The following is a 10,972-nucleotide window of genomic DNA, read 5'->3' as shown; positions in this document are numbered from 1 at the left end:
AGGGTCGCGTCGGTGCTGCCATCGTCGACGACGATGATTTCGTACGATTCAGCGGCCAATGCGACGCGGATTTCCTCAAGCAGTGGCTTGAGGTTGTTCGCTTCGTTCTTGGCGGGGATCAGTACGGATACAAAAATGTCTTGGCTCATCGGGTCTCTCTAGCCCTTTTTGATTTTTTCGAGATCAGAGGCGAACGCTTCAAATCCGGTAGAACTGTCGATACCACTTCACAAACTCGCCAACGCCGGTTTCGAGCGTCACCTGCGGGCTGAAGCCCACCCACTCGGCCAGTGCCGAGACATCGGCCCAGGTCTTGACCACATCACCGGCCTGCATCGGCATATAGTTGCGCCGGGCCTGCAGGCCCAGGGCGGATTCCAGGCAGTCGACGAAATCCAGTAACGCCACCGGCATGCCACGACCGATGTTGAAAAGCCGGTTTACCCCGGCGGCGGAGCCTTCCGGCACCGGAGGCTTCGGACGTAGTCGGGCGATACCTTCGACAATGTCGTCGACATAGGTAAAGTCGCGCGACATCTGCCCCTCGTTGTAAATGTCGATGGGCAGGTCTTTGAGGATGGCGTCGGTAAACTTGAACAGTGCCATGTCCGGGCGGCCCCACGGACCGTAGACGGTAAAAAAGCGCAGGCCACTGGCTTTCAAGCCATACAAATGGCAGTAACTTTCGGCCAGCAGTTCATTGGCGCGCTTGGTGGCGGCGTACAGCGAAACGGGATGTTCGACAGGATCCTCGACACTGAACGGCATCTTGCTGTTGGTGCCGTACACCGAACTGCTCGAGGCGTAGATCAGATGCTCGGGGCGATGGTGCCGACAGGCTTCCAGCACATTGAGGAAACCCACCAGGTTCGATTGCGCATAGACATCCGGGTTGTCCAGCGAGTAGCGCACTCCGGCCTGAGCAGCCAGGTGCACCACCTCGGTAAAAGCGTGTTCTTGAAACAGGCTCATCAGGGCCGGTTTGTCGACGATGTCCATTTTCCGGAAACGAAAACCCGGCAAAGTCTCCAGCACCTTGAGGCGTGCGTGCTTGAGCTCCACGTCGTAGTAGTCGTTGAGGTTGTCGATCCCGACAACCTCCTGACCCTCGCGGCACAAGCGCTGGACCGTATGAAAACCGATGAAACCGGCCGCACCGGTGACCAGAACGGTCATTGGATGCACGCCTGCGACTGCGCCGCGATCGGCGCGAGATTACTGATCCAGACCCTCGTCAGCTTCATATATAGCTCCTGCTTATGGCGTCATTCGCGCACGGTTTCGTTATGAAGCTTATAAAACAGAAACATTTCAGTTTCGATAACGCCTCGCACAACCAAAGCAAAAAAACAATATTTGGCCGAAAACGCCGCTACTATTTGGCCGATTCGTCATGGGGCTTGTAAAACCGGAACAAGCCGATATCCACGGTCTTGATGTATTGCGTGGCCCAATCCGGCTTGACCGTACGATCATGGAAATACAGGGCACCCTGGGTTCGGTCCGGCAGCTCCTTGTTCAGGGCCTTGCGCGCGATTTCCTTGGCCATCGTATAAGGCACCTCTTCCTGGACCGAATCGGACTTGCCGTCGCACCACCAGGAAAACTGGCAACTCTTGGTCTCCGAACCCTGTTTGACCACTTTGCACACCGTGTCCGGAAAGCCCTCGTGCCCCAGACGATTCATGACCACGTTGGCCACCGCCTCCATGTCGGCGGGGTCGTTGCCCCTGGCTTCCCAGTAAATGGACCGGGCCAGGCACGTGATCGCGTCGTCCAGCGGCGCGACACCCGCCGGGTCAACGGCCTGGACTTCGGACGGGGTAATCGCTTCAGCCTTAGGCACCGGTGCGGGGTTGTTGTTCTCCGCGGCTTTCTGTTCCAGCACCTCGGCCTTGTTCTCGGCCGCTTGCTGTTTTTGCTCTTGATCCGTAGCGGATACCGGGCTGGCAAGCAACATGAGGACGAGGCAAGTGGCGATCCAGTCGAGACGCATGGTCAGTGTCACTCGGTGAGCGGTTCGATTCAGTCTAGTAGTGAAATGATTCCACCCACCCCACTACACTCTGGATAAATCCGTTGCCCTGGATGGGCCAACTTCGCGCATCATGGGCGCAATCTGCTCAAGGGGGATCTTCATGGGTTTCATCTCATCCGCAATGCGTTTGACCGGCTTGTCTCTGGGCCTGGTATTCGCCGCCCACGCCGTGGCGGCGGACGAAGCGCAATTGATCGAATCGATCAACGTCTACCGCAGCCAACTGCAGCGCTGTGCCGGCCAGGTCTCATCGGAGCTGCCGCCGCTGTCGGCCGACCCGCGCCTGGTACTGTCCGGCCCGAGCATCGGCAATCTGCAGCAGGCCATGGCCACTGCGGGTTATCCCATGAAGAATGTGCAGGCCATCAGCCTGTCCGGGCCCCGTGATGCGGCCTCGGCGATGAAGGCAATTCAGGAGAGCTTTTGCCAGATCGTACTCGACCCGCAATTCGTCGATGTCGGCGTCAGCCGCCAGGACAATCAGTGGCGCATCGTCTTGGCGCGGCCACTGCTGAGTTCACGCCTGGGCGACTGGCAGACCGAGGGCCAGAAGCTGCTCATCGAACTCAACGCCGCACGGGCCAAGCCGCGTCAATGCGGCACCCAGTCTTTCAATGCGACCGCGCCGCTGGCCTGGAACGCCATACTGGGCACGGCCGCCGAAACCCACTCGCGCGCCATGGCCAACAACAACTTCTTCGACCACAAGGACCGCGATGGCCGCACCCCGGGTGACCGTGCGGAACTGGCGGGCTACGACTTCCAGCAGATCGGCGAAAACATCGCCGCCGGACAGGACAGCGTACGCAAGGTGGTCGAAGGCTGGCTGACCAGCCCTGGCCATTGCGCCAACCTGATGAACCCGCAGTTCCGCGAGTTGGGCGCGGCGTATGCGACCGACCCGAAGAGTGATGCGGGGATTTACTGGACGGCGATGTTTGGGGCGCAGTAAAGACAAGACTCTGTGCCCTTTAAGAAAGTTTTTGCGGTGAGACCGAAGTCCTTGGCGCACAGAGTGTGGCGTGGGCGGCCTTCCGACGGGGCAGATCAAGATCAAAAGCCAGAGCTACTTCGTACCTGTAGGAGCGATGCTTGCTCGCGAAAAACGTCTGAACAACGCGATCATTCAGACAGCACGCGTTATCGTTGACGTCCATCGCGAGCAAGCATCGCTCCCACAGGGAAACGAGTTCAATTGCGATCAGGCCGGCCGGTAGGCCGCCAAGCTTTTGCTTTGGCTTTAGCTTTTGATCTTCTTGCCCCCTCGAGAGGCCGAGTGGAGGTTCTGCGCAGTGGGCAACCCGGCATGGATGCCGGGTTAGCCGCCCCCGGCCATGGATGGCCGATGGCGGCGGGCCCACGGAGCAGGACCGGAGCGAGGGCATGCCGAGCCTAGGCGAGGCACCGAACGTCAGGGGCAAGAGCCCTTTGGTTACTTTGGGGCTTTTCCAAAGTGACCCGCTGTAAGAGCGGAACCATAGGTGGCCGTTACCGCAGGAATGGATATTCACCCAATCCAATCCATACGCCTCAAAGTGAACTGGAACCCTTTAATGACTTGCCATCAGTGGCTGCTCATCCCGGCCGCCTGCATCAACATCCGCAACGCCCCCGCCACCACACCCAACGCAACCACACTGCCCAGCCAGATCAACACCAGCCACCCAAGGCGCTTGTACCAAGGCGCCGGTGCTGGTTCACGGGAATCAATGGTAGCCATCGCCAATCCTCACTTTGCCGCGGAAAACGTAGTAGCTCCAGACCGTGTACATCAGGATGATCGGCAGGATGAACAGAGCGCCGATCAGGATGAACAACTGGCTGGTCGGTGGTGACGCCGCAGCCCACAGGCTGATCGAAGGCGGCACGATGTTCGGCCAGATACTGAACGCCAGGCCGATGTAGCCCAGGAACACCAGCATCAGGGTGAAGGCGAACGGCCAATGGGTGTGGCGTTGGCGCAGGGTCTTGAGCAAGCCGAACATCGCCAGCAAGGCCAGCACCGCCAGGCCACCGAACACCGCCAGGTGTGCATGGGCAAACCAGCGCGTGGCGATTTCCGGATGCAGGAGCGGCGTCCATACACAGATCACCCCGATCACCGCCAACAGCAGCCAGGCCAGGGGCCGGGTGAACAGACGCATCCGCGATTCGAGCATGCCTTCGGTCTTGACCAGCAACCAGGTGCTGCCGAGCAATGCGTAAGTGACGATCAGGCCGACTCCGCAGAACAGCGGAAACGGTGCCAGCCAGTTCAGCGAACCACCGGCGAACTGCCGGTCGACCACCGGGATGCCGGCAATGTAAGCACCGATCACCACGCCCTGGGAGAAGGTCGCCAGCAGCGAACCGCCGATGAACGCCATGTCCCAGACATGACGCTTTTCAGGGCTGGCCTTGAAACGAAACTCGAACGCCACGCCGCGGAAGATCAAGCCGCACAACATCAGGATCAGCGGCAGGTACAACGCCTCCAGAATCACCGAATAGGCCAGCGGGAATGCGCCATACAGCGCCGCGCCGCCCAGCACCAGCCAGGTCTCGTTGCCGTCCCAGACCGGTGCCACAGTGTTCATCATTACATCGCGCTCCTTCGCATCCGGGATCAGCGGAAACAGAATGCCCAACCCCAGGTCGAAGCCGTCCATGATCACGTACATCATCACGCCGAAGGCGATGATCACGCCCCAGATCAGCGATAAATCGATACCTTGAATACCCATGACTCAACTCCCTTCCTTCAATTGACGCGGGCGTCGGTTTCGAGGATTTCAGCGTCGGCGGACAGCGGCCGGCGCGGTGTGATGACCTGATCGGAATGCCCGTCGACGGGGTGCCCGTGATGCGGCTGCGGCCCTTTGCCGACCAGTTTCATCATGTAGCCGATGCCCACCGTGAACACCGAGAAATAGATCACCACGAACAGCGCCAGCGAGATGCTCAACTGCGCGACACTGTGATTGGACGCGGCATCGGCAGTGCGCAGCAGGCCATACACCACCCACGGCTGACGTCCGACTTCGGTGGTGATCCACCCGGCCAGCATGGCGATCAGGCCGCTTGGGCCCATCCACAACATCAGGCGCAGGAACCAGCGATTGCGGTAGATGGCACCGCTGCGGCGCAGGGCAAGACCGAGCACGCCGGCCAGCACCATCAACATGCCGAGCCCAGCCATGACGCGGAAACTCCAGAAGATCACCGTCGCATTCGGCCGGTCCTCTTTCGGGAAGCTCTTGAGCGCCGGGATCTGCTTGTCGAGGCTGTGGGTCAGGATCAGGCTGCCCAGGTAGGGAATCTCGATGGCGTATCGGGTTTTCTCGGCCTGCATGTCGGGGATGCCGAACAGCACCAGCGGCGTCGCTTCACTGCCGTTGTTTTCCCAGTGCCCTTCGATGGCAGCGATCTTCGCCGGTTGATGTTCCAGGGTGTTCAAACCGTGGGCGTCACCGACCACGGCCTGGATCGGGCAGACGATCAACGCCATCCACAACGCCATCGACAGCATCTTGCGCACTTGTTTGGTGTCGTTGCCGCGCAGCAGGTGCCACGCCGCCGACGAGCCGACAAAGAACGCCGTGGCCACGAACGCGGCGATCGCCATGTGCGCCAGGCGGTACGGGAACGACGGGTTGAACACGATGGCCAGCCAGTCCAGTGGCATCACGCGACCGTCGACAATCTCGAAACCCTGGGGCGTTTGCATCCAGCTGTTGGACGCAAGAATCCAGAAAGTCGAGATCAAGGTGCCGATGGCGACCATGACCGTCGAGAAAAAGTGCAAGCCACGCCCTACCCGGTTCCAGCCGAACAGCATGACCCCGAGGAACCCGGCTTCAAGGAAGAACGCGGTGAGCACTTCATAAGTCAGCAACGGCCCGGTGATGCTGCCGGCGAAGTCGGAGAAACGGCTCCAGTTGGTGCCGAACTCGTAGGCCATGACCAGCCCCGAGACCACGCCCATGCCGAAGTTGACGGCGAAGATCTTCGACCAGAAATGGTAGAGATCGCGATAGGTGTCGTTGTGGGTCTTCAACCAAAGCCCTTCGAGCACCGACAGGAAACTGGCCAGCCCGATGGTGATGGCGGGAAAGATGATGTGGAACGAAACCGTGAACGCGAATTGCATGCGCGCCAGGTCCAGTGCCTCCAGGTTAAACATGTCGATATCCTCATCGCGGCTGAAAAACGGCGGCACACGGCCGGGCCACCGTCAGGCCGGAGGGCCTGCAGCCAATACAAGTCGAAAGGGTTACGTGAGCGGCTTCGGGCCGCCCCCGGTGCTAGGCGGCGGAAGTCGAAATCAGGTTGCTGGCCTTCGCCTGCTCCAGCCGGATGGCGACGAACTTGGAAGTCGGGGTGAAGGTGCGGTCACCGTAACTTTCCAGCGGCACCAGCGGGTTGGTTTCCGGGTAGTACGCCGCCGCCTGACCGGCCGGAATGTCGTAGGCGATCAGGGTGAAACCGCTGACCCGACGCTCGCGCTCATCGTCCCACAGCGCCACCAGGTCGACCTTCTGCCCCGGTTCGAAACCCAGTCGACGAATGTCCTGCTCGTTGGCGAACACCACGTCGCGCATGCCGTAGACCCCGCGATAGCGATCGTCCAAACCGTACAGCGTGGTGTTGTACTGATCGTGGGAACGCATGGTCTGCAAAATCAAATGCGGCTTGACCGCCAGGTTACGCACGCCCTCGCTGATCAGGTGCTCCGGCAGCACGCTCGGGGTGAACTGAGCCTTGCCGCTGGCGGTTTTCCAGATGCGCTTGGCTGCGTCATTGGGCATGTGGAAACCGCCCGGATGCAGCAAGCGCCGGTTGAAGTCTTCGAAGCCGGGAATGGTGTCGGCAATCATGTTGCGGATACGGCCGTAGTCGCCGATGGCCCAGTTCCAGTCGATCGGGTGCTTGCCCAGCGTCGCAGCGGCAATTCCAGCAATGATTGCCGGCTCGGAGCGCAAGTTTTTCGACTTGGGTTTCAGTTGACCATGGGAGATGTGGATCATGCTGAAGGTGTCTTCCACGGTCACTCCTTGCGGCCCTTCGGCCTGGATGTCGATGTCGGTGCGGCCCAGGCACGGCAGGATCAGCGCTTCACGACCGGTGACCAGATGGCTGCGGTTAAGCTTGGTGGCGATGTGCACGGTGAGGTCGCATTTGCGCAACGCAGCGTGGGTGCGCGGCGTGTCGGGGGTGGCCTGGGCGAAGTTGCCGCCCAGGGCGATAAACACTTTCGAGCGCCCCTGTTCCATCGCGCCGATCGCCATCACGGTGTTGTGACCATGCTCGCGCGGCGGCTTGAAGGAGAAGCGCTTTTCCAGGGCATTGAGCAGCTCGGTAGGCGCCAGCTCGTTGATGCCCATGGTGCGGTCGCCCTGCACGTTACTGTGACCACGCACCGGCGACAGCCCCGCGCCGGGACGGCCGACGTTGCCGCGCAGCAGCATCAGGTTGATGACTTCCTGCAGCGTCGGCACCGAGTGCGTGTGCTGGGTCAGGCCCATCGCCCAGCACATGATCACCCGCTTGGACCGGGCGTACATGCGGGCGGCGAGTTCGATGTCAGCCAAAGTCATGCCCGACTGCTGTTCGATGTGCTCCCAACTGGTGGCGTCGACTTCGCCCAGGTAGGCGCCCATTCCCGAGGTGTGCTCAGCGATGAACTCGTGGTCGAACACCGGCTCGCCGCCGCTGACCTGTGCTTCGCGCTCCCACTGCAGCAGGAACTTGACCATGCCGCGCATGACCGCCATGTCACCGCCCAGTGCCGGGCGGAAGTACGCGGTGTTGGTCGGCTCGGAGCCGTTCATCAACATTTCGATCGGGTGCTGTGGATGCTGGAAGCGCTCCAGACCGCGCTCCTTGAGCGGGTTGATGCAGATCACCTGCGCACCGCGCTTGACCGCTTCGCGCAACGGTTCGAGCATCCGCGGGTGGTTGGTGCCGGGGTTCTGGCCGATGACGAAGATCGCATCGGCATGTTCCAGATCGTCAAACACCACGGTGCCTTTGCCCACGCCGAGGCTTTCGATCATGCTCACCGCGCTGGCTTCGTGGCACATGTTCGAGCAGTCCGGGAAGTTGTTGGTGCCGTAGGCCCGGACGAACAACTGATAGAGAAAGGCGGCCTCGTTACTGGCCCGGCCCGAGGTGTAGAACTCGGCCTGATCCGGCGATTCCAGCGCATTGAGGTGCCGGGCGATCGTCGCGAACGCTTCGTCCCAGGTGGTTTCCACGTAGCGGTCGGTGGCCGGGTCATAGCGCATCGGGTGGGTCAGGCGACCCTGATACTCCAGCCAGTAATCGCTCTGCTCGGCCAGCGCCGAGACGCTGTATTTGTTGAAGAAGGCCGGGTCGACCAAACGGCCCGTGGCTTCCCAGTTAACCGCCTTGGCGCCGTTCTCGCAAAACTTGACCATGCCGTTTTCCGGCGACTCGCCCCAGGCGCAACCGGGACAGTCGAACCCGCCGTTCTGGTTGGTCTTGAGCATGGCGCGAATATTCTTCAGCGCGTTTTCACTGCCCAGCCAGTTCTTGGTAACAGCGATCAGCGCGCCCCAACCGGCGGCGGCACCTTTATAGGGTTTGTATCGGTCGACTTGAGACATGGTACTTCTCCGTGACAATGCACACAGGCTTCGACCTGATTCAGGTCATTGTTCGATTTGCGGAGGAAGCATATGAATGGCGTTTAAATATTGTCTAATCGCTATTTACGACCACATTATCGAAACGCTCTATCATGGATTTTTTTCTTTGTTTTTCAGTAGCTTAAAATCAATAAACTTTCATTTAAGAACAAAATAAAGTTCATCATAGATCCGCTCGATCACACGGTTATTAATAGTGATTGGACACCCGTTAAAGTTGCTCTTAGCCTGCGCTCAACAAGTCCGTTAATGACGGAATTTCATACAAAAAAGCGCCAAGCGAGGGTGTCATGTCAGAACGAGTCTTGATCGATGGCTTCTCCCGGCGCGTGGACTATCTGCGGATGTCGGTCACCGACCGCTGCGATTTCCGTTGCGTGTATTGCATGGCCGAGGACATGCAGTTTCTGCCGCGCCAACGGGTACTAACGCTGGAAGAGATTTATCAGCTGGCCGAAAGCTTCGTCGCACTGGGCACCCGCAAGATCCGCCTGACCGGAGGCGAGCCGCTGATCCGTCCGGGCGTGGTGCAGTTGTGCGAGAAGATCGCCGCCTTGCCCGGCTTGCGTGAACTGTGCATGACCACCAACGGTTCGCAGCTGGCCAAACTGGCCGGGCCGTTGTTCGAAGCCGGGGTCAAGCGCCTCAACATCAGCCTCGACTGCCTGGACCCGCAACGTTTTCGCGAACTGACCCGCACCGGTGATCTGGCGCAGGTCATCAAAGGCATCGACGCGGCCAACCAGGCAGGATTTCGCAACAGCAAGCTCAATTGCGTGGTCATGAAAGGCCGCAACGACCATGAGATCAATGATCTGGTGAGCTTCGCCATCGACCGCAACCTCGACATCTCCTTCATCGAGGAAATGCCGCTGGGCACCATCCACGAACACAGCCGCGCCGAATCATTTTTCGCAAGCAGCCAGGTCCGCGAACGCATCGCCGAACGCTACACTTTGATTGATTCCGCCGAGTCGACCCAAGGGCCGTCGCGCTACTGGCGCCTGGCCGAGGCGCCGCAGATTCGCCTGGGGTTCATCTCGCCCCACAGCCACAACTTTTGCGGCACCTGCAATCGGGTGCGGCTGACCGTGGAAGGACGTCTGCTGTTGTGCCTGGGCAATGAGCACTCGGTGGATCTCAAGGCTGTCTTGCGCAGCCACCCCGGACAGCCCGAGCGCCTGGAAAAAGCCATTATCGAAGCGATGAAACTCAAGCCTTATCGACACAACTTCGAAGTGAACGACGATGTTCAGGTTGTTCGCTTCATGAACATGACGGGCGGCTGAAACCCATGATCGTGAGACCCAAACCCAACCTGATCGGCGTCCTGACGTCCCTCAAGGGTTCGATCGCCAAGCGCATTGCCTGGCGCAGCCTGATGGTGACGTTGCTCGCCTCGGCCATCGTGCTCATTGAAACCTTGCATCCCAGCTACTTTTCCAAGGTCAGCGCAACGCCCTTCACGCTGCTGGGTTTGTCGCTGTCGATCTTCATGAGCTTTCGCAACAACGCCTGCTACGACCGCTGGTATGAAGCGCGCAAGGCCTGGGGCGATGTGATCGTGGAGATCCGCTCGATGATTCGTGAAACCCTGGTGATCAAGGACACGGATGAACGCCACACGATCCTCAGCAACCTGTGCGGCTTCGCCCATGCCCTCAACGCGCGGCTGCGCCAGGAAAACGAACTGGCCGCCAGTGGCGACTGGCTGCAGCCGATGCCCAAGGGCAACACCACGGACATCAGCGGGCAAATCCTGATGCAGGTCGGTCAGCAGTGTTCGACACTCAACGAGTCCGGGGCGATCAACGACTGGCGCTACACGCTCATGGCCAACCACCTGGCCAGCCTGACCCACGCCCAGGCGGTCTGTGAACGGATCAAGAACACCCCGCTACCGTTCCCCTACACCCTGTTGCTGCACCGCACCATCTACCTGTTCTGCATCCTCCTGCCGTTTGCCATGGCCGAACCCCTGGGCTGGCTGACACCGATTTTCACCGCGATTGTCAGCTACACCTTTTTCGGCCTGGATGCGATTGCCGATGAACTGGAAGACCCCTTCGGCCGCGACGAAAACGACCTGCCCACCGACGCCATCGTGCGCAACATCGAGCGCGATGTGTTGGCGGCCCTGGGCGTGACGGAGTTACCGCCACAACTGGAGCCGGTGGATTTTGTGTTGAACTGATACTCAAGAAACACACAAATTCTGTGGGAGCGAGCTTGCTCGCGATAGCGGTCTGCCTGCCAACATCTCTATTGGATTTGCCGGCCTCAT

General features: G+C 60.0%; 10 protein-coding genes. 3 read left to right on the top strand and 7 right to left on the bottom strand.

What is annotated here, in order from left to right; translation table 11 throughout:
• The 3 genes from AC1D1M_RS26665 to AC1D1M_RS26655 all read right to left on the bottom strand — a co-directional run.
• Positions 1-149 (bottom strand): glycosyltransferase family 2 protein (locus AC1D1M_RS26665; protein WP_477777800.1); only part of this gene is annotated, 149 nt, incomplete at its 3' end.
• A gap of 49 nt (positions 150-198) precedes the next feature.
• A complete protein-coding gene (locus tag AC1D1M_RS26660; protein ID WP_477777964.1) occupies positions 199-1,176 on the bottom strand; it encodes an NAD-dependent epimerase in 978 nt (325 codons plus the stop codon).
• Positions 1,177-1,375: 199 nt separating this feature from the next.
• The gene (locus AC1D1M_RS26655; RefSeq protein ID WP_477777963.1) at positions 1,376-1,996 is read right to left on the bottom strand and encodes a cell wall hydrolase; all 621 of its coding nucleotides are present in this window, start codon (positions 1,994-1,996) and stop codon (positions 1,376-1,378) included.
• A 142-nt stretch (positions 1,997-2,138) separates the two neighbouring features.
• On the opposite strand from AC1D1M_RS26655, the gene AC1D1M_RS26650 reads away from it, so the two are divergent.
• The gene (locus AC1D1M_RS26650; RefSeq protein ID WP_477777962.1) at positions 2,139-2,990 is read left to right on the top strand and encodes a CAP domain-containing protein; all 852 of its coding nucleotides are present in this window, start codon (positions 2,139-2,141) and stop codon (positions 2,988-2,990) included.
• 612 nt (positions 2,991-3,602) lie between these two features.
• Here AC1D1M_RS26650 and AC1D1M_RS26645 read toward each other — a convergent pair.
• The 4 genes from AC1D1M_RS26645 to AC1D1M_RS26630 all read right to left on the bottom strand — a co-directional run bounded on the left by AC1D1M_RS26645 (position 3,603) and on the right by AC1D1M_RS26630 (position 8,646).
• The gene (locus AC1D1M_RS26645; RefSeq protein WP_008051210.1) at positions 3,603-3,758 is read right to left on the bottom strand and encodes a DUF2474 domain-containing protein; all 156 of its coding nucleotides are present in this window, start codon (positions 3,756-3,758) and stop codon (positions 3,603-3,605) included.
• Complete coding sequence (gene cydB, locus AC1D1M_RS26640; protein WP_477777961.1) at positions 3,745-4,761, bottom strand: cytochrome d ubiquinol oxidase subunit II; 1,017 nt, start codon at positions 4,759-4,761, stop codon at positions 3,745-3,747. The genes AC1D1M_RS26645 and cydB overlap by 14 nt, the downstream gene beginning before the upstream one ends.
• A 17-nt stretch (positions 4,762-4,778) precedes the next feature.
• Positions 4,779-6,200 carry a cytochrome ubiquinol oxidase subunit I gene (locus tag AC1D1M_RS26635; protein WP_477777960.1) on the bottom strand — a complete coding sequence of 474 codons (1,422 nt, stop codon included), beginning with the start codon at positions 6,198-6,200 and terminating at the stop codon, positions 4,779-4,781.
• 121 nt (positions 6,201-6,321) lie between these two features.
• Positions 6,322-8,646: an FdhF/YdeP family oxidoreductase gene (locus tag AC1D1M_RS26630; protein WP_477777959.1), complete on the bottom strand. Its 2,325-nt coding sequence runs from the start codon at positions 8,644-8,646 to the stop codon at positions 6,322-6,324.
• A 332-nt stretch (positions 8,647-8,978) separates the two neighbouring features.
• Here AC1D1M_RS26630 and moaA point away from each other — a divergent pair, with 332 nt between their 5' ends.
• Positions 8,979-9,977 carry a GTP 3',8-cyclase MoaA gene (moaA, locus tag AC1D1M_RS26625; protein ID WP_477777958.1) on the top strand — a complete coding sequence of 333 codons (999 nt, stop codon included), beginning with the start codon at positions 8,979-8,981 and terminating at the stop codon, positions 9,975-9,977.
• A 5-nt stretch (positions 9,978-9,982) separates the two neighbouring features.
• Complete coding sequence (locus AC1D1M_RS26620) at positions 9,983-10,882, top strand: bestrophin family protein (protein ID WP_477777957.1); 900 nt, start codon at positions 9,983-9,985, stop codon at positions 10,880-10,882.
• Positions 10,883-10,972: the final 90 nt, after the last annotated feature.

It is taken from the genome of Pseudomonas sp. P1_F7, assembly GCF_056405655.1.
This window is presented reverse-complemented; position numbering and strand designations above follow the sequence as displayed.

Excerpts from the sequence above, each read along its gene's own strand:
- AC1D1M_RS26655 (WP_477777963.1), bottom strand. The coding sequence starts at position 1,996 with ATGCGTCTCGACTGGATCGCCACTTGCCTCGTCCTCATGTTGCTTGCC.
- AC1D1M_RS26630 (WP_477777959.1), bottom strand. The coding sequence starts at position 8,646 with ATGTCTCAAGTCGACCGATACAAACCCTATAAAGGTGCCGCCGCCGGT.
- cydB (WP_477777961.1), bottom strand. The coding sequence starts at position 4,761 with ATGGGTATTCAAGGTATCGATTTATCGCTGATCTGGGGCGTGATCATC.
- moaA (WP_477777958.1), top strand. The coding sequence starts at position 8,979 with ATGTCAGAACGAGTCTTGATCGATGGCTTCTCCCGGCGCGTGGACTAT.
- AC1D1M_RS26660 (WP_477777964.1), bottom strand. The coding sequence starts at position 1,176 with ATGACCGTTCTGGTCACCGGTGCGGCCGGTTTCATCGGTTTTCATACG.
- AC1D1M_RS26650 (WP_477777962.1), top strand. The coding sequence starts at position 2,139 with ATGGGTTTCATCTCATCCGCAATGCGTTTGACCGGCTTGTCTCTGGGC.
- AC1D1M_RS26620 (WP_477777957.1), top strand. The coding sequence starts at position 9,983 with ATGATCGTGAGACCCAAACCCAACCTGATCGGCGTCCTGACGTCCCTC.
- AC1D1M_RS26645 (WP_008051210.1), bottom strand. The coding sequence starts at position 3,758 with ATGGCTACCATTGATTCCCGTGAACCAGCACCGGCGCCTTGGTACAAG.
- AC1D1M_RS26635 (WP_477777960.1), bottom strand. The coding sequence starts at position 6,200 with ATGTTTAACCTGGAGGCACTGGACCTGGCGCGCATGCAATTCGCGTTC.